At 40.4% G+C, this 25,444-nt stretch carries 20 protein-coding genes and 1 tRNA gene; 16 read left to right on the forward strand and 5 right to left on the reverse strand.

Annotated elements, in window-relative coordinates:
• The first annotated feature begins 77 nt into the window (after positions 1-77).
• Entirely contained in the window at positions 78-1,802 is a 1,725-nt protein-coding gene (gene ligB / locus PR767_RS17950; protein WP_272520708.1) for an NAD-dependent DNA ligase LigB, read from the forward strand.
• 17 nt (positions 1,803-1,819) lie between these two features.
• Here the strand turns inward: ligB and PR767_RS17955 are convergent, their stop codons facing one another.
• Positions 1,820-2,434 carry a trimeric intracellular cation channel family protein gene (locus PR767_RS17955; protein ID WP_004266070.1) on the reverse strand — a complete coding sequence of 205 codons (615 nt, stop codon included), beginning with the start codon at positions 2,432-2,434 and terminating at the stop codon, positions 1,820-1,822.
• A gap of 122 nt (positions 2,435-2,556) precedes the next feature.
• Here PR767_RS17955 and PR767_RS17960 point away from each other — a divergent pair, with 122 nt between their 5' ends.
• Positions 2,557-3,885, forward strand: a complete 1,329-nt coding sequence (locus tag PR767_RS17960) for a DUF3748 domain-containing protein (protein WP_110731463.1) — start codon at positions 2,557-2,559, stop codon at positions 3,883-3,885.
• Positions 3,886-4,187: 302 nt separating this feature from the next.
• On the opposite strand, the gene PR767_RS17965 is transcribed toward PR767_RS17960, so the two are convergent.
• Positions 4,188-4,502, reverse strand: a complete 315-nt coding sequence (locus tag PR767_RS17965; protein WP_004266066.1) for a YceK/YidQ family lipoprotein — start codon at positions 4,500-4,502, stop codon at positions 4,188-4,190.
• A 390-nt stretch (positions 4,503-4,892) separates the two neighbouring features.
• Here PR767_RS17965 and PR767_RS17970 point away from each other — a divergent pair, with 390 nt between their 5' ends.
• Positions 4,893-6,551: a putative transporter gene (locus tag PR767_RS17970; protein WP_109912882.1), complete on the forward strand. Its 1,659-nt coding sequence runs from the start codon at positions 4,893-4,895 to the stop codon at positions 6,549-6,551.
• Between the two features lie 357 nt (positions 6,552-6,908).
• Here the strand turns inward: PR767_RS17970 and PR767_RS17975 are convergent, their stop codons facing one another.
• Together PR767_RS17975 and PR767_RS17980 are read right to left on the reverse strand one after the other, a co-directional pair.
• The gene (locus tag PR767_RS17975; RefSeq protein WP_272520709.1) at positions 6,909-8,147 is read right to left on the reverse strand and encodes a valine--pyruvate transaminase; all 1,239 of its coding nucleotides are present in this window, start codon (positions 8,145-8,147) and stop codon (positions 6,909-6,911) included.
• A 205-nt stretch (positions 8,148-8,352) separates the two neighbouring features.
• Entirely contained in the window at positions 8,353-8,916 is a 564-nt protein-coding gene (locus PR767_RS17980) for a DNA-3-methyladenine glycosylase I (RefSeq protein WP_272520710.1), read from the reverse strand.
• A gap of 202 nt (positions 8,917-9,118) precedes the next feature.
• Between PR767_RS17980 and glyQ the strand changes: the two genes are divergently transcribed.
• From glyQ to PR767_RS18040, 12 genes are all read left to right on the forward strand, one after another.
• Positions 9,119-10,027 (forward strand): glycine--tRNA ligase subunit alpha, encoded by a 909-nt coding sequence (glyQ, locus tag PR767_RS17985; protein ID WP_004262647.1) that lies wholly within the window; start codon positions 9,119-9,121, stop codon positions 10,025-10,027.
• A 9-nt stretch (positions 10,028-10,036) separates the two neighbouring features.
• The gene (glyS, locus tag PR767_RS17990) at positions 10,037-12,106 is read left to right on the forward strand and encodes a glycine--tRNA ligase subunit beta (RefSeq protein WP_272520711.1); all 2,070 of its coding nucleotides are present in this window, start codon (positions 10,037-10,039) and stop codon (positions 12,104-12,106) included.
• Between the two features lie 219 nt (positions 12,107-12,325).
• Positions 12,326-12,402: transfer RNA gene (locus PR767_RS17995), tRNA-Pro, on the forward strand.
• 134 nt (positions 12,403-12,536) lie between these two features.
• Positions 12,537-12,704 carry a hypothetical protein gene (locus PR767_RS18000; protein WP_196720010.1) on the forward strand — a complete coding sequence of 56 codons (168 nt, stop codon included), beginning with the start codon at positions 12,537-12,539 and terminating at the stop codon, positions 12,702-12,704.
• The gene (locus PR767_RS18005; RefSeq protein ID WP_272520712.1) at positions 12,694-14,217 is read left to right on the forward strand and encodes a ShlB/FhaC/HecB family hemolysin secretion/activation protein; all 1,524 of its coding nucleotides are present in this window, start codon (positions 12,694-12,696) and stop codon (positions 14,215-14,217) included. The genes PR767_RS18000 and PR767_RS18005 overlap by 11 nt, the downstream gene beginning before the upstream one ends.
• Positions 14,218-14,837: 620 nt before the next feature.
• Positions 14,838-16,445 carry a dipeptide ABC transporter periplasmic-binding protein DppA gene (gene dppA / locus PR767_RS18010; protein WP_109912888.1) on the forward strand — a complete coding sequence of 536 codons (1,608 nt, stop codon included), beginning with the start codon at positions 14,838-14,840 and terminating at the stop codon, positions 16,443-16,445.
• Between the two features lie 168 nt (positions 16,446-16,613).
• Positions 16,614-17,633, forward strand: a complete 1,020-nt coding sequence (dppB, locus tag PR767_RS18015) for a dipeptide ABC transporter permease DppB (RefSeq protein ID WP_004262635.1) — start codon at positions 16,614-16,616, stop codon at positions 17,631-17,633.
• 10 nt (positions 17,634-17,643) lie between these two features.
• A complete protein-coding gene (gene dppC, locus PR767_RS18020; RefSeq protein ID WP_109912889.1) occupies positions 17,644-18,546 on the forward strand; it encodes a dipeptide ABC transporter permease DppC in 903 nt (300 codons plus the stop codon).
• A 12-nt stretch (positions 18,547-18,558) separates the two neighbouring features.
• A complete protein-coding gene (dppD, locus tag PR767_RS18025; protein ID WP_272520713.1) occupies positions 18,559-19,539 on the forward strand; it encodes a dipeptide ABC transporter ATP-binding protein in 981 nt (326 codons plus the stop codon).
• Positions 19,536-20,540 (forward strand): dipeptide ABC transporter ATP-binding subunit DppF, encoded by a 1,005-nt coding sequence (gene dppF / locus PR767_RS18030; protein ID WP_004266044.1) that lies wholly within the window; start codon positions 19,536-19,538, stop codon positions 20,538-20,540. Before dppD ends, dppF begins: the two co-directional genes overlap by 4 nt.
• A 193-nt stretch (positions 20,541-20,733) precedes the next feature.
• Positions 20,734-21,432, forward strand: a complete 699-nt coding sequence (locus PR767_RS18035; RefSeq protein WP_164528286.1) for a HAMP domain-containing protein — start codon at positions 20,734-20,736, stop codon at positions 21,430-21,432.
• Positions 21,433-21,601: 169 nt separating this feature from the next.
• Positions 21,602-23,098: a M16 family metallopeptidase gene (locus PR767_RS18040; protein ID WP_109912890.1), complete on the forward strand. Its 1,497-nt coding sequence runs from the start codon at positions 21,602-21,604 to the stop codon at positions 23,096-23,098.
• 60 nt (positions 23,099-23,158) lie between these two features.
• On the opposite strand, the gene PR767_RS18045 is transcribed toward PR767_RS18040, so the two are convergent.
• Positions 23,159-24,163, reverse strand: a complete 1,005-nt coding sequence (locus PR767_RS18045; RefSeq protein ID WP_117162948.1) for a serine hydrolase domain-containing protein — start codon at positions 24,161-24,163, stop codon at positions 23,159-23,161.
• Between the two features lie 210 nt (positions 24,164-24,373).
• Between PR767_RS18045 and PR767_RS18050 the strand changes: the two genes are divergently transcribed.
• A complete protein-coding gene (locus PR767_RS18050) occupies positions 24,374-25,435 on the forward strand; it encodes an NAD(P)H-dependent flavin oxidoreductase (RefSeq protein ID WP_123382628.1) in 1,062 nt (353 codons plus the stop codon).
• Positions 25,436-25,444: the final 9 nt, after the last annotated feature.

The following is a 25,444-nucleotide window of genomic DNA, read 5'->3' on the forward strand; positions in this document are numbered from 1 at the left end:
TAAAGGAATGGCATCCCAATGGATTAGTAATAACTGGGATTAGTAATAACTGGGAATAGTTATAACAAGGAATAGTTATGATTTATATTTTGTATGGTTATTGGTCAGCGTCAGCTTATAGGTTAGGTGGGGTAATCGTTGGGGTAATGGTATGTATTAATATTGCCCAAGCATCGCTGCAAGGTGCTATTAATGAACAGTGTGCAGAACAAAATAGTAAAATAATAAGGCAGGAGAGTTATCGGCTAGGTAAACAACTACAGCAGTGGAACCAAACTTACCGTTTGGCTGGTAGCAGTTCCATTAGTGACGAAGCTTATGATCAGCTCTTTAATTTGTGGCGTTCTTTACAGCGATGCCAGCAACTCCCTGAAGTGTTACCAGACGTACAACTACCTGAAAAATCAAAGTTAGCTACACATCCTATTCCTCATACAGGGTTGAAGAAACTCAATGAATTAGAGGTTTATAACTGGATAAAAACACGTAAAAACATTTGGTTACAACCTAAAGTTGATGGTGTAGCGGTAACGTTGGTTTATAAGAATGGGAAGCTTGTTTCTATGATTAGCCGAGGAAATAGCATTGAAGGAATAGAGTGGCGAGCAAAAGCAGACTTTATTCCTGCGATACCTAAACAAATTAAATATTCAGGGATGTTAGTCCTTCAAGGTGAACTATTTTGGCGTATGAATGGGCATATTCAAGCTAAAAGTGGGGGAGTAAACGCTCGTAATAAAATTGCGGGGTGGTTAATGCGAAAAAATACCCCAACCGTTCCCGAAGAAAATATTGGTATTTTTATTTGGGCATGGCCTGCGGGAGATGCTAATCCAAAAACACAGTTAACACTACTTTCTGAGATAGGTTTTCCGTTAGCTGAGCAATATAGCCATAAAGTTGAAAATAAAACCCAAGCTAAGCAACTGAGGGAATACTATTATCAAGGTCAACTACCATTTGCTACTGATGGTGTAGTACTTAAAAATTTTCCAGCGCCAGCGGCATCAGCTTGGCAATCAAAACAAAATAGTTGGGCAATTGCCTGGAAATATCCATTACGTAGTGTGTTATCAGAGGTCACTAAACTCAAATTTAATATAGGTAGAACAGGAAGGGTTAGTGTCGTTACCGAGATAACCCCCATCAATATTGACTCAAAAACTATTTCAAAGGTAAATGCTGGCTCGTTATCATCATGGGAAAAACGAGATTTAATTGTTGGAGATAAAATACTTGTATCTCTTTCAGGGCTTGGAAGCCCAAAGATTGAAGAAGTTGTTTGGCGGCGAGAGAAGCGCGAATATCCAAATGTATCAACATTCAAGCAATTTCATGCATTCAGTTGCCTGGCTTATACGGAGTCTTGCTCACAGCAATTTGTCGCAAGGTTAACATGGCTAGGTAAACAACTCAGTATTCGAGGCATAAATGAAGCTACATGGCGCCAGTGGGCTGAGAGGCATAATCTTACTCAACTAACAACTTGGTTGTCAGAACAATGGCAAAACGATTTACCTAAAGGTAAAAAGCACCAAATGTTAGTAAAGCAACTGAAAATGGCAAAGGCTCAACCTATTTCGCTGTGGTTAAAAGGCCTAGCGATTCCACTACCTAAATTACAAATAGAAAGGGTGAATGATATAGGTATGCTGTATGACTCTTCATGGGTTAACAGTATAAATTTGACTGAGCTGCAAAAGAAAAAATTAGCTAAATGGTTAGCGGAACCGGAAATTCAATCTATTTTGCGAATTTTGTCAGATATGCAAGCTACTCAGCCATCAATAGCAAACGATTAATGGCTGAAACAGTGAGGCTAATCTTGATTTTCGTAATTAAAGATAGGTAAACCAAGACGATAACGAATGGCTATTAGCCTTGCACTTAAGCCAACAACGAGTGTGATAATTACCACAATATCTTTAGGTAGAGGGGTTTGTAATAGTCCGATATAGATCCAAGCGGCGGCGAAAGAGACACCAGCATAGACCTCTTTTTGGAAAACTAAAGGGATTGTGTTGCACAGCATGTCTCTTAGCACGCCACCAAAAACACCTGTAATCACTGCTGCGATGGCAGCGATGATCGGGCTATAGTTCATATCGAGGGCTATTTGGGCACCGAGTATAGAAAATACAATGAGCCCGATAGCATCTAATATGAGGAATAATCGGCGTAAATGTTTCATCATAGGCGCTATCCAAATTGTCACAATAGCGGCGCCTGCAACAGTCAGGATATACTCAGGGTGTTCCACCCAACCTAAGGGGTAATGGCCAAGTAAGATATCACGGACGGAACCACCACCGATTGCCGTCGCAGATGCAATAATGATGACGCCAAAGACATCCATTTTTCGCCTGCCAGCTGCAAGTGCTCCAGTCATGGCTTCTGCGGTGATACCAATAATATAAAGTACACTTAATAACATGGTAGTTTTGTTCAAGACTAAGGTTATTGCTAAAGGGTAATATTACTTGTGAAACTTCTCGACTGAGATTTTCTAGTATTGACTAAACTAGATTAGTTAAAATAATCCGATAGCGATATTAAATGATGTCAAAGGATAACAGATTGAATAATAAATTGCCCTATAAAGAAACACGTTTAACATACGATGAGCGAAGCCATCAACTAACGAACATTAATGTTTGGACTCCAGATAGCGAATGGTTAGCTTATGATATACGACCAAACGGTAGTTCTTTTACTGGTTTATCTATAGAAAAAATTCATGTAAAAACATTACAGACCGTTGAAATTTATCACGCAAGCCATGGGGCTCACGTTGGGGTGGTAACGGTAAGTCCTCAACCACCAATTCAATATGCTTTTATCCATGGTCCTGAGCATCCAGATGAACAGTGGCAATATGACTTTCACCATCGAAGAGGGGTGTATGTCAAAGAAGAGCAATTAAACGTAGCTCACCCAATTGATGCAATGTGTATTACCCCTCCTTATTTAGTGGGTGCATTACGTGGAGGCACTCATGTCCATGTTTATAGTCCAGACGGAAAGTGGCTGAGTTTTACCTATAACGACCACGTAATGCATGAATTAGATGTGCAATTAGACCAACGAAATGTTGCAATTGCAGTGCCTATTGGGCCCGTTAATGTGAGCCCTAAAAAACATTTTCGAGAATATAATGGCGATTACTTTTGTTGTGTTGTGACGCGAACAACGCAACAACCTAAACCAAGCAGCGATGAAATTAGCCGTGCATATGAAGAGGGTTGGGTTGGCCAAAAAGGCTATCAAAAAGAGAATGGAAAGTGGCAGGAAAGAGCGCTGGTGTTTATTGGCGATACTCATTCTACAGATGGAGAAATTATTCCTGAGATCTACATTGTCGATCTGCCTTCACAGCCGGAGGATTACATGGTTGCGGGGGAATTACCTATCCAAGGAACAGAATCCAGTATGCCTTCTCCACCAAAAGGTATACAGCAAAGGCGCTTAACCTATACGTACAATAGAAAATTTCCTGGTTTATCAAAAACCCCTAGGCATTGGCTTAGAACTTCGCCAGATGGTAAATCGATCGCTTGTTTAATGAATGATGATAGCGGTAATGCTCAGTTATGGTTAGTTGATACGCTAACTGGAATACAAAGGCAAATAACGCATGCTTCTTCACCCATTCAGTCTGCTTTTAGCTGGGATAGTAAAGGTCAGAACATTTGCTTTATTCGTGACAATAGTGTCATGTATTGTCATGTCGAGACCGGAGCCATACAAAAATTAACGCAACGGACTGAGCTTGCCCCTGTTGTTGATGCAGTTGTATTTTCACCTAATGATGAGTTGATCGCATTTATGCGTGATATTGATGGATTTAGGCAAATTTATACAGTAGAAACCGGTTTAAATCGGTAAATGCAATAATTAGATTATTACAATTACGGGTACAAAAATTCTGGTTAACTTTTCTATTCGTAATTGTTTTGATTTGGCTCTAATTGGTATTTAGAACACTTAATTGCTAATTATTCATATGTTGAGTACAAAGAAACTTATAAATAAAATATTTAGTTAAAAATGGTTCTTATCAAAATAAGATAATAATTAAAGAAGTATTATATAAATGATTACTCAGATCTTAGATTAAAAATAATGTATTAGTAAATACATTTATTACACAGTAAAATTTTAATTACAAACGTTTGATTTAACCTAAATTATTTTTTAGTTTTATCTTTCTTTTCAAGTTCTTCTAGGCGTTTTTTTGGTGAATCAGCTTTATCATCATTACCCGATTTCGCGTAATCTAAAGGAATTAAAAGAGTATCCATAACAACAGAGAAAGGTAAATCAATAGCAAGCAAAGGCTTAACAACCCAGCCAGTTTCATCATCTTTAATCATTTTAATACTATTTTTCGAACCAGGGTAATAACCTTCTGATGGGCCTGCATGAGTCATAATACTCGAGCAACCACTCAAAATAAGCGGTGCGATAAGGAAACATAATCGTATTGAAATTAAACTCGGCATAGACGTTGTTAACCTGTATTTAGCTTGTTATTCCTAATATTGACTTATAATAACGAAAAACAAGAAATTCACAATAATAGTATCATATTATTATTTTATTTAACCGTATGTATTTTTTTAGTTAATAGTTTACTTGTATCTATTAACTAAAAATGTTTGTCTTCAGTATCTATTAGATGAATAATAAATAACGTTAAGAAATAAAGACATACTATTTTATATTTGTTATCAGTTTGAAAATTCTAAAAAAATAGATCATTTATTCATTCTGAACTGTGCTCTATGGCACATATTACCCTTATGCTATTTGGCATAATCGATTCAGTAGTATGTTTTATCACCTATTTGGGTGTGTTTAACGGGTAACTTGTCGTCAAAAGGATGCGGTCTATGAGTGAATTAGCTCTTACTGTAAGTTTGTTGGCGTTAGCTGCTGCTTTAGGGCTATGGATTGGTAATTGGAAGATCCGTAGTGTTGGGCTGGGGATTGGTGGTGTCCTATTTGGGGGGATCATCGTTGGGCATTTTGCTCAAAGTTACGGCTTACAACTGAATAAAGACATGCTGCATTTTATTCAAGAATTTGGCTTGATACTGTTTGTATACACGATTGGTATTCAGGTTGGACCTGGATTTTTCTCCTCTCTACGTGTTTCTGGTCTCAAACTAAATGGTTTCGCGTTGATGGTTGTTGTCTTAGGTGCGGTGGTAACAGCAATCATATATAAAGTCGCAAATATTCCATTGCCGATTATCTTAGGTATTTTTTCAGGGGCAGTAACGAATACGCCATCTTTAGGTGCTGGTCAGCAAATTTTAACTGACTTAGGCTCTGACCCTAATCTAATTGGCCAAATGGGAATGGGCTACGCCATGGCTTACCCTATGGGAATTTGTGGCATCTTACTGGTGATGTGGTTAGTACGCATCATCTTTAGAATTTCAGTAGAAAAAGAAGCTTCTGCATTTAATAATTCCTCTTTTCAACAGCGCGACTCTCTGCAGACTATGAATATTGCCATTCGTAACGCCAATCTTGATGGCTTAATTATGCAAGACATCCCACTACTTGGTAGCGAAGCGATTGTTTGTTCAAGATTAAAACGTGGAGACATGCTCGTTGTTCCTCAACCCACAACAGAAATACATTTAGGTGACTTATTGCACGTTGTTGGTTTAAAAGATGATTTAAATAAAGTTCGCTTAATATTAGGCGAAGAAGTTGATGCATCTCTGTCTACATCAAGCTCTATTTTACATTCCGTTCGTGTGGTTGTGACGAATGATGCTGTACTAAGTAAAAGGCTTAAGGACTTAAATTTAAAACAAAAATATGACGTTGTTGTGACACGATTAAACCGTACGGGTATTGATTTAGTTGCTAATAACAATTCAGTTTTACAATTTGGCGATATTTTAAATATTGTTGGTCGGCCTGAATCAATTGAAGCAGTCACCGCTTTATTAGGTAATGCAAAACAAAAACTACAGCAAGTTCAAATGTTACCTGTGTTCCTTGGAATCGGGCTAGGGGTTGTGCTGGGCTCAATACCCGTTTTTGTTCCTGGTTTCCCAGCAGCGTTGAAACTTGGACTAGCAGGAGGCCCACTAGTTGTTGCATTAATTCTTGGTCGTATAGGGACTATTGGGCGCTTATATTGGTTTATGCCTCCGAGTGCTAACCTTGCGTTAAGGGAGCTAGGGATTGTCATGTTCCTTGCAGTGGTAGGGCTCAATTCTGGTGGTGGCTTCATTGATACTTTAATTAAAGGTGATGGGTTGACTTGGATTGGCTATGGGTTATTGATTACGTTTGTACCGTTGTTTATTACAGGTGTAGTAGCTCGAATTTTTGGCAAAATGAACTATTTAAGCCTTTGTGGAGTGCTAGCGGGTTCCATGACAGACCCTCCTGCATTAGCATTCGCAAATAATATACATTCGACCAGCGGTGCTCCGGCATTATCTTATGCAACGGTTTATCCATTAGCGATGTTTTTAAGAATTATTTCACCTCAATTGCTGGCTATTTTATTTTGGGCTGTTTAGTACCCATATGATGATCAACCAAAATTTTATTGAAATTTTAAAAATTATAATTTTTTCAATGTGATAAGTGAGTTTCGATAATTGGAGTATAAGCGAGTAATGAAAGGTATCACGATATATAGGGGCAAAAAGTGCTTTTGTTCAAGCAATGACCAAATAGAAAAGATGTTCTAATAGTTTTGAATGATATTCGTATTGAAAAGTTAATTTGATTTCAATTACGGAGTTCTCGCTAATTTTTAGCCCTTTCTACATGAAAGGGCTTTTTTTTTACCTAACTATTGTAATAACAGGGTTAAAACCCTTGTTATTTCATAATCTAACAGGTTACTTCTTGATAAGCTTTTTCAAGCTTTTTCAAGCTTTTTCAAGCTCTTCAGCTAATATTTTGATCCCCTGTTCGATTTTTTCTGGCTCAGGGACATAGTTCATACGCATACATTGATGCGCATGTGGCCAATCCTGTTCAATACCAGGGAAGAAGTAATGTCCGGGAACCATCAATACACCACGTTTTTTTAAGCGTTGGTATAATTCTAAGCAATTAATTGGTAGGTCTTTAAACCATAACCAGAGGAAAATGGCACCTTCTGGCTTATGAATTAAACACTTATCTTCTGGGATATAGCGGCGAATAATTTCGATGGCTTCTTCTACACGCTGCTTATAAAAAGGACCAATTACATTCTTAGATAACGAGATAAGGTCATCTTTTTTAAGCATTTCTAAGGCAAGTGCAGGGCCTATGCCACCAGGGGCGAGGCTGATGATACCATTCATGTTACTAACAGCTTCAATGATTTCTTCGTTAGCGATGATAATGCCGCATCGAGTTCCAGGTAAACCAAGTTTAGATAAACTCATACAAAGAATGACATTTTCGTTCCAAAATGGCGTAGCTTCGCTGAAGATAATGCCAGGGAAAGGAACACCATAAGCATTATCTATTAATAGTGGGATATTATGTTGTTTAGCTAGTTGGTCTAAATGCTCAACTTCTTCATCAGTAATGACATTACCAGTCGGATTTGTTGGGCGAGACACACAAATCACACCAATATCATCAGTAACCTCTAATGTGTTGAAGTCTACTCGGTATTTAAATTGACCATTAGGTAAAAATTCAATTTGTGGCTTATTAGCAACGAATAAGCCATCATCAAGACCTGAGTCTGCATAACCGACATATTCAGGGGCAAGAGGAAATAGCACTTTACGGGTGATACCATCTTCAAAGCGACCGGCTAGCAAGTTAAATAGATAGAAAAAAGCACTCTGACTGCCGTTAGATAGGGCAATATTTTTCGCGCTAATATTCCAACCTAGTTTTGCTTTTAGCGTTGCTGCAAGCGCTTTCAACATGGCATCTTTACCTTGAGGACCATCATAATTACATAAAGTGTCCGTCAATTGGCCATTAGCACACATCTCAGATAATAGATCTTGAAAATACTTATCCATTTCAGGGATATGAGCAGGATTTCCTCCCCCTAACATAATGGAGCCAGGGGTTCTTATGCCTTCATTCAAGTCTTTCATTAATAATGAAATACCTGAATTTTGAGCAAATTTATTACCAAATTTAGAAAATATCATCGCATTTATTCACATATGTTTATTAGATTGTTAATGGAATTTAAAACATACTCCGCTGCATCTCAGAGTTCAACCACTCATTTCTATCTTTTTTTAAGTTAAAATATCAAATTAAATCTATTTAATGGTCTAAAATATCGTAATGTTAATGCTTTGGTAGTTTATTTTTCTTTTTACTCGATGAGTTACACCGATAAAAACTAATTTATTTAAATTGGCAACAATTCACTAAATGGTCATTTATCATGCCAGTTGCCTGCATAAAGGCATAACAAGTGATCGAACCGACAAATTTAAACCCACGTTTTTTGAGCGCCTTGGAAAGAAGCTTAGAAATTTCAGTTTCCGCGGGAACTTGCGATGGTTTTTCCCAACCATTGATAATGGGTTGACCATTTACAAATTGCCAAATAAAACTGGAAAAATCTTCACCATTTTCTTTCATGGTTAAATAGGCTTTTGCATTCGCAATAATCCCATTAATTTTTAATCGGTTACGGATGATGCGAGTATCTTGCATAAGTCGCTCAATATCGTCTTCATCCATTAATGCAATTTTTTCGGGATCGAAATGATGAAATAAATCACGATATCCTTGGCGTTTTTTTAAAATAGTGTACCAAGAGAGCCCGGCTTGTTGGCCTTCAAGACAGATCATTTCAAATAATGCTAAGTTGTCATAAGTGGGTTTACCCCATTCATGGTCGTGATAAGCGATATATTCAGGATCTTGATTGACCCAATGGCAGCGTGTCAGGGGAGTATCCATTTTTCATCCTTTTTACAGTTTCGATAACCTTGTTTCAAAAAACAAACCATTTATACTGTATAAATAACCAGCTTTAAAGGGGTGAAAGTATTTTTTTTTATTTTTAGAATAAATACAGGCATATTCAATGCTGTATATCTTGCGGTCAAAGGGTATACTGGCGTACTTTCATTAAATTTTACGTATCGCGTGCGGATCTAACATGCAAAAGTTTGATACCAAAACCTTCCAAGGTCTTATCCTGACATTACAGGACTACTGGGCGCGTCAAGGCTGTACCATTGTTCAACCATTGGACATGGAAGTCGGCGCAGGAACCTCTCACCCAATGACGTGTTTGCGTGCATTAGGCCCTGAGCCTATTGCTGCGGCTTATGTTCAACCATCTCGCCGACCAACTGATGGTCGCTATGGTGAGAACCCAAACCGTCTACAACATTATTATCAGTTTCAGGTGATCATCAAACCATCACCAGACAACATCCAAGAATTATATCTGGGTTCTTTAAAAGAATTAGGTGTTGACCCAACAGTTCACGACATTCGTTTTGTTGAAGATAACTGGGAAAACCCAACATTGGGCGCTTGGGGATTAGGCTGGGAAGTGTGGCTTAACGGGATGGAAGTGACTCAATTTACTTACTTCCAGCAGGTCGGTGGTCTTGAATGTAAACCCGTAACAGGTGAAATTACATACGGCCTAGAACGCTTAGCGATGTATATTCAAGGCGTGGACAGCGTGTATGACCTTGTCTGGTGTGATGGCCCATTGGGTAAAACCACTTATGGTGATATTTATCATCAAAACGAAGTAGAGCAGTCAACCTATAACTTCGAATACGCAAATGTTGATTTTCTTTTCAAATGTTTTGAAGAGTATGAAAAAGAAGCTCAACACTTGCTGGCTTTGGAAACGCCACTTCCACTACCTGCATACGAACGTATCTTGAAAGCGGCTCACACTTTCAACCTACTAGATGCACGTAAAGCCATTTCTGTTACTGAACGCCAACGCTATATTTTACGTATTCGTACCCTAACTAAAGGGGTTGCCGAAGCGTATTATGCTTCTCGTGAAGCGCTTGGATTCCCTATGTGTCATAAGAACTAAGAGGCTGTCATGACTCAACAGACTTTCCTTGTGGAAATCGGCACCGAAGAGTTACCGCCGAAGGCTCTTCGTTCATTAGCTGAATCATTTGCTGCAAATTTTACGGCTGAACTTGATGGCGCTGATATTGCCCATGGTGCAGTAACGTGGTTTGCTGCCCCTCGTCGTTTAGCACTTAAAGTAGCTGATTTAGCGGCTTCACAGCCAGACCGTGAAGTTGAAAAACGCGGTCCTGCTATCTCTCAGGCATTTGGTCCGGATGGCCAACCAACTAAAGCTGCTGAAGGCTGGGCTCGTGGTTGTGGTATTACCGTTGACCAAGCTGAGCGTTTAACCACAGATAAAGGTGAATGGTTACTATACCGTGCCCAAATGAAAGGGCAGGCTGTCAGCGAATTATTGGTTGATATGACTAGCCGTGCGCTAGCAAAACTCCCAATCCCAAAATTAATGCGCTGGGCAGATAAAGACACTCAATTCGTGCGCCCTGTTCATACGGTCACATTACTGTTAGGTAGTGATGTTATCGAGGGTGAAATTTTAGGTATTAAGAGCGGGCGCACAATTCGTGGCCACCGTTTTATGGGTAAAGCTGAATTTACTATTGATAACGCTGAACAATATCCAGCCATTTTACGTGAACGCGGTAAAGTCATGGCGGATTACGCAGAACGTAAAGCGGTTATTAAAGCGGATGCGGAAAAAGCGGCTCAGGCTCTTGGTGGCCAAGCTGACTTAACGGATAGCTTACTTGAAGAAGTGACTTCATTGGTTGAATGGCCGGTCGTTTTAACGGCTAAATTTGAAGAGAAATTCTTAGATGTTCCTTCCGAAGCGCTAGTTTACACCATGAAAGGGGACCAAAAATATTTCCCAGTTTATGATAAGGCTGGCAAGTTAATGCCTAACTTTATCTTTGTGGCAAATATTGAGTCTTCTGATCCTCAACAAATCATTTCAGGTAACGAAAAAGTTGTACGTCCGCGTTTAGCTGATGCCGAATTTTTCTTTAAAACTGACCGTAAACAACGTTTGGAAGATAACTTACCACGTTTAGAAACTGTATTGTTCCAAAAACAATTAGGTACGCTGCGTGATAAAACAGATCGTTTAGAAGCCCTAGCGGGCTGGATTGCGAGTAAAATTGGTGCAGATGTCAATCATGCAACACGAGCTGGCTTATTAGCCAAATGTGACTTAATGACTAACATGGTGTTTGAGTTTACAGACACTCAAGGTGTTATGGGAATGCACTACGCACGCCATGACGGTGAGTCAGAAGACGTTGCATTAGCTTTAAAAGAGCAGTATCAGCCACGTTTTTCAGGAGATGCACTTCCATCGACAGATGTGTCAGCTGCATTAGCATTGGCTGAAAAAATGGATACGCTTGCTGGTATTTTTGGTATCGGCCAACATCCTAAAGGTGATAAAGATCCATTCGCTCTGCGCCGTGCTGCACTAGGCGTCCTACGCATTATCGTTGAAAAAGGCTACCAGCTTGATCTCGTTGAAATGACAGAAGAAGCGGCTCGTTTATATGGCGATAAATTAACCAATGAAAATGTAGTTAATGACGTTGTAGAGTTTATGCTTGGTCGTTTCCGTTCTTGGTATCAAGAATTAGGCTATAGCATTGATACCATTCAAGCGGTATTAGCTCGTCGTCCAACACAACCTGCTGACTTTGATGCACGAGTGAAAGCAGTTACTCACTTCCGTTCATTAGAAGAAGCACAGGCACTTGCAGCGGCAAATAAACGTGTTTCCAATATTCTGAGTAAATCAGAAGAAAAACTGGCTGACAACGTTTTAGCATCTGTTTTAAAAACGCCTGAAGAAGTCAAGTTAGCGACTCATGTTGTGGTGCTACAAGATAAGCTTGCGCCAATGTTTGCAGAAAGAAATTATCAAGAGGCTTTAGTTGAATTAGCTTCTTTACGCGATATCGTGGATGAATTCTTTGCAAATGTTATGGTAATGGATGAAGACCAAGCGGTGCGTATTAACCGTTTGACGCTATTAAGCCAGTTACGTGAGTTGTTCTTGAAAGTAGCAGATATTTCTTTGCTGCAATAGGCTTTAAATTAGGTTTTTAGCTTATTGTTAACGCTATTTTTATAAATGCTAACCTGTTTGATAAATAAGCACTAAAATACTCTAGTGCTTATTTTTACTTTAAATAAGGTGATTAGCTTATAAACCTTACCATTTTGGTGGTTTTATCAGCAAACGAACCGAATTGGCGAAAAATGGGTTGACGATCTCCGTTCTTGGCAGTATTATTCACACCGTTTTCGGCGAGTAGCGCAGCTTGGTAGCGCAACTGGTTTGGGACCAGTGGGTCGGAGGTTCGAATCCTCTCTCGCCGACCAAATTCTAAGACCCACCTCATTGAGGTGGGTTTTTTCGTTTTTATCTTCCTTTTTCTATCTATAATTTCAGACTAACTTGCCTTGCTCTCCATAGCCTATTTCTGTTGATATATAACCAGTTCATGGTTGAACTGATGAGTTATTTATTGTTCGCAGATAGCTCATTATTTATGAATATCATTATTCATTTTTATGTTGTTTCCAGTAAAAAAGCTTTTTCATTACAAGGACTCGTTAATGAAAGCCAACAACGTTTTATCAATATACCTTTATTTCTTTTTTTGGGCGTTCATGCCCAATAAAGCTTATAGCCATGCTATAACGCCTGTTACTGCCATTACTCAAACATTACCTACATGTATCATAATTAACCAAGTTTATTTAATCGATGCTCAGCAGCTAACTGAAGTTTCATCTAGGCATATTGATGGATGGCGAAAAAAGCTAGAAGGTAAGTGTATTAGCGAGCAAGGTTTGCTCGACTATGCAGACTATATTAGGGCTGAGCTTATTAAAGCTGGCTACCTGACCTCTTATTTATATTATCCAGAGCAAACTTTTCTGTTTGGTATCCTGCAAGCAAAAATAATAGTAGGAACCGTTTCTTCGGTGGTTTATCAAAATGAACCGAGGGAAGACAACTTACTGCCACATGTATTTCCTTTTAAGCCAGGGGACGCGCTTAACCTTTTGCATCTTGAGCAAGGCTTATACAATTTACAAAACACTTCTTTGCTTCCCTTTCAAATTAAATTAATTCCAGATGAAACCAATGAAAACGGCACGCAAATATTGGTGATTGGTCAACACCGACGTGAATTTCAAGGGATTCTATCTTTTGAGTCACGCTCAATTGCTCGGCAGGTAGGTAATACAGTCAGCCATACTTTTATGGCCGCTAATCCTTTGCTACGCAGTGATTTTTTATATTCGGAAGTCAGTCGTCAGCTAAGCGGTTCGGAAGACACTGAAATAACATCAGCAGCATTGTTCTATTCCCTTCCATATCATTATTGGCTTTTTTCTGTATCTGGTGGGTATCAGGAAAATAAATCCGTTCTTACCAGCTATGATATGGCTTTACCACTACAACAGTACCACTGGTTCCTCTTACTAAATGCAGAATACTTATTAAAGCGAACTGAACATTCGGTTACCTCAATAAGCATAGGGTCTCAAACCCAAAAAAGTGACACTTTTTTGTCTGATTTATACTTACAAACACAACAGCGCTATGCTAATTACATTATTGGTGAATTTTCTCATCAAACTAATTTTTCACAAGGCAATACCTTACTAAAATTAAAATATAAGCAAGGAACTGACTGGTTTGGTGCTAATGCACAGCAAATAACGGGATTGCGTAAGCCTCAAATTTTGAAAATATCACTTTCAACGTATAGAGAAGTGCTTCCTTTTCAATATCAAGGCCAATTTGAGGTGCAGCTGAGCCGTGACAAGTTAGATGTGTTACTAGACCAAGAATCATTAGTTGGAGCTGGTGGTATTAGCGGTTTTACTGGCGGACCGCAATATACTGATATGGGGGATAATAGCTTAAGGTTGGAAAATGAACTGTTATGGAATACTCCTTGGCAGCAAGTGGCTCTATATACTTCATTGGGTATAGGAGCAACGGCAAATGATAAAGCAACATTTTGGAAGGAAAACGTATTACTAGGTGGAAGGATAGGAGCAAAAGGCCAATTAGGGCGTTTGTCATATCACTTATTTGCGGAAATGCCTTTTTGGCAAGGAAACCAACCTGTTATGCGTGATGTCAGTTCGGGCCTTCATGTTGCATATTATTATTAATAAAATCAGTAGATTGTATTGTTTGTCGCGTCATCTAAGTGGTGTTTTTTATACAAATTAGCTAATTGTAGTTTTTATCGTATGTATTAGAGCATTTTCTGTACGCCAATAAATCGGCTGAAATAATACGGCGAGTATTATTTTATTCTTTAAGTTATCAAATGGTTAAAATTATGTTTAGCATAGGCAGTTGAATGTTTTTTATTTGCATAAAAAACAAACTAAATAGTTACATACTAAAATAATTTCCACATCGATTCTCTTTAGTGTTTTATTTCGTATCACACCAATAAAAGCACTATATTCGTTCAGTAATTCAGCACTTAATCACAAATATAAAAATAAATAACCTCGATATAAAACCCTATTCATTACTAATTATATGGTTATAACGCCTGCGTCTCATTCTTTATTATGAAATTTTAAGCTAAATTGCAGTGTTAATTGTTTCTAATATGTTACATGAATTGAAGGTGGGTCGTAAATGTGGCTATTGACGAAGCGAGTGACAGTTGATTAATTGCACAATGAATAACAAAAAATACAGATACTACATCTGTCGCTTTTATGACGGATTTAGACATCAAGCAAAACAACATGAACACCATAGGAGCATACAGATGCGCTCTATTAAAAAGACCGGCCTACTGACAGTAGGGCTTACATTGGCAGCATTAGCGGTATCCGCATCAGTACAGGCAAAAACATTAGTTTATTGTTCAGAGGGCTCCCCTGAGGGCTTTAACCCACAGTTGTTCACATCAGGAACGACTTATGATGCAAGCTCTATCCCACTGTATAACCGTTTAGTTGAGTTCAAATTAGGAACAACTGAAATTGAACCCGGTTTGGCTGAAAGCTGGGAAGTGAGCGATGATGGTAAAGAGTACACTTTCCATCTGCGTAAAGGTGTCAAATGGCACTCGAATAAAGAATTTAAACCAAGCCGTGATTTGAACGCAGACGATGTAATCTATACATTTATGCGTCAAAAAGATGCTAACCACCCATATCATAAAGTTTCAGGCGGTAGCTATGAATACTTTATGGGAATGGATATGGATAAAATCATCGATAAAGTAGAGAAAGTTGATGATAATACGGTAAAAATTACCTTAACTCGCCCTGAATCTCCATTCTTAGCTGATATGGCAATGGACTTCGCATCAATTCTTTCTGCTGAATATGCAGACCAGATGCTGAAAGCGGGCACGCCAGAAAAAGTAGACTTAAACCCAATTGGAACGGGCCCATTTGTTCTGCAACAGTATCAAAAAGACTCTCGTATTCTTTATAAAGCCAATGATCAATACTGGGGCACGAAACCTAAACTTGACCGCTTAGTCTTCTCTATCACACCAGATGCTTCCGTTCGTTATGCAAAATTGCAAAAAAATGAATGCCAAGTTATGCCATATCCAAACCCGGCTGATTTAGAGCGCATGAAGCAAGATAAAGACATTACGTTAATGGAGCAACCAGGGCTGAACGTCGGTTATCTCTCTTATAACGTTGAGAAAAAACCACTGGATAATCAAAAGGTTCGCCAAGCACTGTCTATGGCGGTGAACAAAGATGCAATTATCGAAGCGGTTTATCAAGGTGCAGGCCAAAAAGCGAAAAACCTTATCCCACCAACAATGTGGGGCTATAACGATGCGGTGAACGATTACGAATATAATCCTGAAAAAGCAAAAGCATTATTAGCAGAAGCGGGCTTCCCGAATGGCTTTGAAATTGACCTATGGGCTATGCCTGTTCAACGACCATATAACCCAAATGCCCGTCGCATGGCGGAAATGATCCAAGCGGACTGGGCAAAAGTTGGCGTTAAATCAAAGGTTGTCAGCTATGAGTGGGGTGAATACCTCAAGCGAGCGAAAGATGGCGAGCCACAAACGGTAATGATGGGTTGGACGGGTGACAATGGGGACCCTGATAACTTCTTTGCAACCTTGTTTAGCTGTGCAGCAAAAGAACAAGGTTCTAACTACTCAAAATGGTGTAATCAAAGTTTCGAAAACTTGATCCAACCAGCACGTCAAACAGCAGATCACGACAAACGAGTCGAGCTGTACAAACAAGCGCAAGTTGTGATGAATGAGCAGGCTCCAGCCCTCATTATCGCGCATTCCACAGTGTTTGAACCAGTACGTAAAGAAGTCAAAGGCTATGTGGTTGACCCACTAGGCAAACACCACTTCGAAAACGTCGATATTGAGAAGTAATCGTATCTAATCTGTCTATGCCCTTCGTTGCTGGTTTAGAGCGGAGGGCGTTTTCTTCTCTAGAAGAAGCAGAGAAGTTGAGTTGTTTGTGAGCACCCGGAAAAGCGATTTTCTGAGTAGCCAAACGGACTAAGAGCCGTCAACGGCATTATTAAAGAGATTCAGGATATGTTGCAATTTATCCTCCGACGATTGGGGCTTGTGATCCCCACGTTTATCGGTATTACATTATTGACTTTTGCTTTTGTCCACATGATTCCGGGTGACCCGGTGATGATCATGGCTGGTGAAAGGGGGTTATCCCCTGAAAGGCATGCTTATTTAATGGCTGAACTAGGGCTTGATCAGCCACTTTGGAAACAATATCTCCATTATATCAATGGGATATTTCATGGTGATTTGGGGATTTCCCTAAAAAGTCGCATCGGGGTATGGGAAGAGTTTTTACCTCGTTTTTTAGCAACAGTCGAATTGGCAACTTGCGCCATGATTTTTGCGATTTCTGTTGGTATCCCAGTTGGGGTGTTAGCCGCAGTAAAACGTGGGTCAATTTTTGACCATACCGCAATTGGCCTTTCTTTAACGGGTTACTCAATGCCTATCTTCTGGTGGGGGATCATGCTCATCATGTTAGTGTCGGTACAGTTAGACCTCACCCCGGTTGCAGGGCGAGTCAGTGACACCGTTTTTCTTGATGATTCTCAGCCTCTGACCGGTTTTATGTTAATTGATACCCTAATTTGGGGTGAAGATGGCGATTTTATTGATGCCGTAGAGCACTTAATATTGCCTTCCATTGTTTTGGGAACGATCCCATTAGCCGTCATTGTACGTATGACTCGCTCATCAATGCTAGAAGTGCTGGGAGAAGATTATATTCGTACTGCTCGTGCCAAAGGTCTTGGCCGTGCGCGCGTAATTTTAATTCATGCATTACGCAATGCATTATTGCCTGTGGTCACGGTAATTGGCTTGCAGGTGGGGGTGATGTTAGCAGGGGCTATTTTGACAGAAACTATTTTTTCATGGCCCGGATTAGGACGCTGGTTAATCGAAGGGCTACAGCGTCGAGACTACCCTGTTGTACAGGGGGGAGTTCTGCTGGTTGCGACATTGATTATCTTCGTAAACTTAGTGGTCGACGTGCTGTATGGCATTGTAAACCCACGTATTCGTCATAAAAAATAAGGAGCGCTAAATGTCTCAATCTACTGAGCCAACTGTTGTCAGCGCCCCGCAGCCGATGACACCATTACAAGAATTTTGGCACTATTTTAAACGTAACAAAGGGGCAGTTGTCGGGATGTTCTACATCATCCTGATGGTACTGATTGCGATTTTTGCGGGTGTATTAGCCCCACATGCCCCAGACGAACAATTTCGTGATTTCTTACTTGCTCCACCCGTTTGGGAAGATGGGGGAAGTTGGCAGTTTATTTTAGGGACTGATGATGTTGGGCGCGACCTACTCTCTCGTTTAATGTATGGCGCCCGCCTGTCACTGTTAGTTGGCTGTTTAGTGGTTGTTTTATCATTAATCATGGGGGTCACTATTGGTGTGATCGCTGGCTATTTTGGTGGTGTCGTTGACGCATTAATTATGCGAGTTGTCGATATCATGCTGGCATTACCAAGCTTATTATTAGCCTTGGTGCTGGTCGCCATTTTTGGTCCTTCTATTGTTAATGCCTCGATTGCTTTGACGTTTGTTGCATTACCTCACTATATTCGATTAACACGAGCAGCGGTTTTAGTGGAAGTAAACCGTGACTATGTGACGGCTTCTCGTGTTGCGGGGGCCGGGGCAGTACGCCAAATGTTTGTGAACATCTTGCCTAACTGCTTGGCTCCATTGATTGTGCAGGCCTCTTTAGGTTTTTCGAATGCCATTTTAGATATGGCTGCTTTGGGTTTCCTTGGAATGGGCGCACAGCCACCGACTCCTGAGTGGGGAACGATGCTGTCTGATGTGCTGCAATTTGCACAAAGCGCATGGTGGGTTGTGACTTTCCCTGGACTGGCAATTTTATTGACGGTGCTTGCGTTTAACCTGATGGGTGATGGGTTACGTGATGCATTTGATCCAAAACTCAAGCAGTGATGAGGTAACCAAATGGCATTGTTAAATGTAGAACAACTTTCGGTACATTTCGGAGACGAAAAAGCACCGTTTCGCGCCGTTGACCGCATCAGTTATAGCGTTGATAAAGGCCAAGTCGTTGGTATCGTTGGTGAATCGGGTTCAGGTAAATCCGTTAGCTCACTCGCGATTATGGGGTTAATTGATTACCCCGGGAAAGTAATGGCTGATTCTTTAAAATTTAATGAACGTGATTTACTGTCGATCCCTGAAAAAGAACGCAGGCAGATTGTTGGTGCCGATGTAGCAATGATTTTCCAAGACCCGATGACCAGTTTAAACCCATGTTTTACTGTGGGTTATCAAATCATGGAAGCGTTGAAAGTTCACCAAGGAGGAAGCAAAAGTACACGTAAACAGCGGGCTATTGACCTCTTAGATATGGTAGGGATCCCTGATCCACAATCACGTTTAGATGTGTATCCCCACCAGTTGTCCGGTGGAATGAGCCAGCGTGTAATGATAGCAATGGCAATTGCATGTCGTCCTAAGTTATTGATTGCGGATGAACCGACAACAGCGTTAGATGTCACTATTCAAGCGCAAATTATTGAATTGCTGTTGGAATTACAGCAACAAGAAAATATGGCGTTGGTACTTATCACTCATGACCTCGCTTTAGTGGCAGAAGCTGCACATCATATTATTGTGATGTATGCGGGGCAGGTGGTTGAGTCAGCCAAAGCGAACGATATTTTTAAGCATCCTCGTCATCCTTATACACAAGCGCTACTACGTGCTTTGCCTGAATTTGCGACGAATAAATCACGTTTAGCCTCACTCCCGGGTGTAGTGCCCGGAAAATATGATAGGCCTGTGGGTTGTTTATTGAATCCACGTTGTCCGTATGCAACGGAGAAATGCCGTCAAGAAGAGCCAATGTTACAAACCGTTGGTGATCGCCAAGTCAAATGCCATATGCCGCTGGATGATATGGGGAGGCCAACATTATGAGTGACAAACAACATGCTCCATTGCTCAAAGCGGTGGATTTGAAAAAATATTACTCTGTCAAAAGAGGGGTTTTTGCTGCGGAAAAAACCTTGAAAGCATTGGATGGCGTTTCTTTTGAGCTAGAAAGAGGCAAAACATTGGCAGTAGTTGGAGAATCGGGTTGTGGTAAATCGACATTAGGTCGTTTATTAACCATGATTGAGCAACCCTCTGAGGGCGAGTTGTATTACCAAGAGCAAAACTTGTTAGTAAAAGATAAGTCTGCAGAGAAACTGCGTCGTCAAAAAATCCAAATTGTGTTTCAAAACCCTTATGGCTCTTTGAACCCTCGTAAAAAGGTGGGGCAAATTTTGGAAGAGCCGTTATTGATTAATACTTCATTGTCGAAAGAGCAGCGCAAAGAAAAAGTATTATCTATGATGGCAAAAGTGGGTTTAAAAACAGAACACTATAGCCGGTATCCTCACATGTTTTCTGGCGGGCAGCGTCAACGTATCGCGATAGCACGGGGTTTAATGCTTGACCCTGACATCGTGGTTGCTGATGAACCGGTTTCCGCGCTGGATGTTTCTGTTCGTGCTCAAGTATTAAATCTGATGATGGATTTACAGCAAGATCTAGGTTTGTCTTATGTCTTTATTTCACATGATTTATCGGTGGTAGAGCATATTGCTGATGAAGTTATGGTGATGTATTTAGGGCGCTGTGTGGAGAAAGGGACAAAAGAGCAGATTTTTAATAACCCTCTTCACCCTTATACCCAAGCGTTATTATCAGCGACACCAAGGCTGAATCCAGATGCTCGGCGTGAACGTATTAAGTTAACGGGAGAGTTACCAAGCCCTTTAAACCCACCACCGGGATGTGCATTTGCAGCGCGGTGCCGTAGAGCATTTGGCCAATGTACGCAATTCCAGCCAACATTGAAGGAATATGACCAACAGTTGGTTGCGTGTTTTGCAGTTGATGAAGATGAAAAACAGACGATAACGGTGAGCTGATATGTGAAACGGTAGAAAGGTTAACTTTCTGCCGTTTTTTATTTCATCGTGCCTTTAAATGGCGTTAACATGCTGTTTGTCCTAAATACCCAATCTTTCTTTTTAAACTACTCTTTTGCAGATAAAATCAAGTATACTGGCTGATGTTTCCATTTTCTTTAAAAAGCTGCTTGATTAGAAAGGTTGTGGCCAAATGAATACCCGAGTCCAACGCTCACTAACATTAAAAAGTATGGTCGTATTCTTTATGATTACGTTGCTATCACTTGCGCTTTTTTTAGCTATTCAATTCAGTTACTTAGTTGAGCAACGTAAGCAAGATTATTTAGACCAACTCAGTAACGCTGTAGTACAAATTCAAAAACCATTAACAGATTCATTGTTAAGCTCTGACCTCAACGAAGTTAAACGGCTACTGATAAGTTTAAAGACATCAGGCATTATGGGAAATGCGATTATTACTGTTGATGGTACAACGGTAATGAATCTAAGCTTTGCAACGCCTAAGCCGATACCTAATTGGGTGACTCATTTTGTGGGTATCCCTGTCGAAATGACCGTGCCACTGTATGCATACGGGAATGTTGTGTTGCAGGCTAAGCCTCAAGGGTATTTGACATTACAAGTTGACCCGAACCGTGTTTATCGGTTTGCGCTCAACACCCTTGCTTTGATGACGACAACTTATTTGTTGTTGGTGCTCATTATTGCTATTGGAATGACGTGGTGTGTCAGTCGTATGATAATAAGGCCACTGCGTAAAATCGCAATTGAGTTACAGACAAATTCTGAAGTTAATAAAATTGCTGTGTCTGAATATCATCGTGACGATGAGCTAGGTTTGCTAGCAAAAGGGTATAATCGTCAAAGAAAACAGCAAAAATCAGACTAAGCCATGAACATGGACTCAGCTTTATGGTCTAATATCGTTATAGTGGTGACAATGAAAAATGGAATAAAGCCAAACTATATCGTTTAACCCGATAAGTTCGCGTTTTTCGTTAATTTATCTGTCGTTATTTGCGGTTAAATATAAAGATATAAAACACATAGGGGTTTACATGCAGGGCTTGAAAGTTCGGTATATCATTGGTGTTGTATTATTCTCAGTCGCGCATTTAGCCAGCGCTGAGCCTTTACAACCTGATCCAGCATGGCAGCAAGGGAAGCTAGAAAATGGCTTTAGCTGGCAATTATTACAAACACCACAACGTCCAAATGACCGTATCCAGCTCAGGTTAGCAATTAAAACAGGCTCATTAACAGAAAAAGCGAGCGAGAAAGGATACAGTTACCTTATACCTAAAATGGCGTTGTTTCATCAAACTGAAGCATTTCCAACAACAACATTGCAAGAATTCTGGCGCCAGGCCGCAGACCCTGATATGCCAATTCCACCCGCGGTTGTTTCCTATGACTACACTATTTATAGCTTAAGCTTACCAAATAATCGCCCCGACTTAATTAAGCAAGCCCTAAGCTGGCTAGCGACTTCTGTTGCAGGTGCTGAGTATACAGAAACGACATTGCATAACGGCTTGACGGCACAAAATGTCCCAGTTGCAACACTACCTTTAAATGCCAACGATCCTGTTTGGCGAGCGCGTTTAAAGGGTTCAACGATGATGGGGTATGACCCTGGCCAAAAACCGAATGGTACTGTCGCTCTTGATAGTGTGAACTCGTTTTATCAAAAATGGTACACACCGGATGTGATGACATTGTATGTTGCGGGCCATGTAGATTCTCGAATGTTATCTGATTCAATCTCACAAACGTTCTCTTCATTGGAAGGTAAGCGCTCTGAGCCTGTTTCTGTTGCGGTATTATCAGCAGTAAAACCGCAATCTATTGATATTTTGCAGGAACAACCTGCGCAGGATACGCTTTCATTAATTTGGGACATTGATTGGCTACCCATTAAAGATTCAAACGTTTTACTGCGTTATTGGTCGAGTGACTTAGCGCGTGAGGCAGTTTATCGCTCTTTGCAAAAAGCGTTCAATCAGAAATTTAATCAAGGGGAAGTTGTTCCAGGGCTAGATTGCCGCGTGCAATATCAAAAAGCCAGTTGCACATTAACGGTGACGGCAGCGCCTGAAAAAATGGAAGCGGTGACAGATATCGTCGCGAGTGAACTTGCATCGATTAACCAAAATGGTATTGCTGCTGAGTTATTTGACGACATGCTCAAAGAAAAACAGGTGCAGTTATCGCAATTATTTGCCGCCTACGCGCGTACAAGTACCGATGTTTTGATTAGCCAACGTCTGATTTCCCAACAAAATGGGGTCGTTGACATCGCCCCTGAACAGTACCAGCGGTTAAGGCAAACTTTCTTGGCTTCACAAAGCCTTGAACAGGTAAATATGGAAGCCCGTCGGTTGTTATCTCAAGAAGCTGCTTTTGTATTAGCGCAGCCAAAAGATAAGCAAATGATGGATGCAGAACGAATTCGTCAGAAATTTACCAAGGTGTTATGGCCGCAAATTGCCGCGCCAGCATCAACAGAAGTGGCTCCTGTTAAGCCTGTTGCAGAAAAGCCAGCCGCACAATAAGTGGGCAAAAATAGAAATATGAAAGATAGCTATTGAATGATTCAGTGGCTATCTTTTAATTTAATGTTGTTGGCTTAATAGCGATTCAATCACACAAATTAGCGTTTCTCGTGATTCTTTGTCATCAACAAACCCTGCTGCACTGGTTTTTGCTTCAGGTGCGTAATAGGCGACAGACCCCCAAAAACCCAAATGGGAATACAAGGTGATGCCATTGACAACATTCACCATAATGCCCAATCGATAGTGTTCTGCACCTTCGTGAGACCCCATACTTAGCATCGTCTCTAGTGTATTCGGTGATGAAAAAATATTCCCCTCAAACAGTGCTTCTAAAAATATCGCCATTTGTTTCGATGACATAACTAAGCCACCGCCACCATAGGCATCCATGGAGGCGTGAATATGAGTTCCATCCCATTTCCCTAAATATTGACGTGCTCTTGGGGCTGAGTCTTGGGATGGTTGTTCTAATGATTCCCAATAGGCACTTTCAAGACCAATAGTGTCGAAATGCAAAAGCTCTCTAACAGCTAGGCCAAGGGATTTACCCGTGATCCTCTCAATAATATCACCGAGCAAAATATATCCAGTATCTGAATAGATAAAGGATTCAGCAGGCGAAAATGTTGGAAACTGTTTACGCATGTACATTTCGATTTGTTCGGTTCGGCTCCAAACATAATTAGGTTGTTTAAGAACGGCTTTGAGGTAGTCACCATCTGCATGGTCTAGTAGACCACTACTGTGCTCCAGTAAATGGCGGATAGTGATAGCTTGAGTGTTATATTGGCTACTGAGTAGTGCATTATACTGCGGGTCAATATATTTAGGTATTGCATCATCAATACTGAGTTTTCCCATTTCAGTAAGGCGTAAAATGGCAGCGGCGGTAAATGTCTTTGTATTACTGGCAATTCGCAGCGGTGTATCAACAGTAAGAGGCATACCTTCAATATCCGCCCCTCTAGCACAGAAGGTATTCACGCTATTTTTGGTTTGATTATGGTAGTAAAGGACGACACCACAAGTTAAATTTTCGAGCTGTTGAATAGGGAGGGGCATAATAATCTCATTATTAAATGATTAAGATGAAGATGCATGCCATCTTAATCATATTTATACAATTCAATGTACGCTTTAAATGCGCTTAAAGAAACAAGTTGGCGACCATATGATGGCAAGTGTTTTTTCTTTTTATATAAATTTGGTGCTATGTTTATCTTCAATATAAGAACATAAAATGTACCCGGATATTGAAGTAAAGGAAAGAACATGAACAACTCGAATATATTTCTACAACGGTTAGGTTTGCGTTATCCCATCATACAAGCGCCGATGGCGGGTGTTTCTACTCCAACACTAGCCGCTGCGGTCTCAGAGGCTGGTGGGCTTGGCTCGCTAGGCTTAGGCGCAAATTCAGTGGAACAAGCTCGCCAATTGATTACTCAAACGCAAGCACTGACAAGTAAAGCATTCAATGTCAATTTATTCTGCCATTTACCGGCTAAACGTTATCCCGCTAATGAGCAGGGATGGATCCAGTATTTAGCACCTTATTTCGCCCAATTTAATGAGACTCCTCCTACTTATCTCAGTGAAATTTATCAAACTTTTTTAGATAACTCAGAAATGTTATCGATGTTACTCGAAACAAAACCTGCAGTAGTGAGTTTTCATTTTAATATTCCATCCACCGAGGTGATACAGCAATTCAAGCAACACGGTATCTATACCATGGCGACGGCTACTAATTTGCACGAAGCACAACAAATTGAATTGGTTGGAATTGACGCCGTTGTTGCACAAGGTATTGAAGCGGGAGGGCATCGAGGCATGTTTGATTTGCAAGCTTTAGATGAAGAACTCACCACTTATGAATTAGTGACGTTAATCTCTCAATATATTGATTTACCAGTGATTGCAGCTGGTGGCATGATGGATGGACAAGCTATCAATATGGCTTTAGAGTGCGGTGCTGCCGCCGCGCAATTAGGAACGGCATTTTTGCTTTGTCCTGAATCTGCTGCGAATGCAGGATACCGAGCTAAGATCAAGCAGCAAACTGGGGATCACACTCAACTCACTTCTGCAATTTCAGGGCGTCCAGCGAGAGGGATTATTAATCAATTTATTCAAGTAGGCAACGGCTACGAGACAAGTAAATTACCTGATTACCCATTAGTTTATGATATTGGTAAGCAACTTAATGCGGCGGCAATGAAGTCAGGTAGCGATGAGTTTGCGGCATATTGGGCGGGGCAGAGTGTGGCGAAAGCTCGCGAGATGCCAGCGTCTTTATTGGTTAAAACGTTAGCAGAAGAAATGAAACGCTAGTTTTAAGCG

The sequence above is a fragment of the Providencia sp. PROV223 genome, assembly GCF_028479245.1.
GTDB classification, from domain to species: Bacteria; Pseudomonadota; Gammaproteobacteria; order Enterobacterales; family Enterobacteriaceae; genus Providencia; species Providencia rettgeri.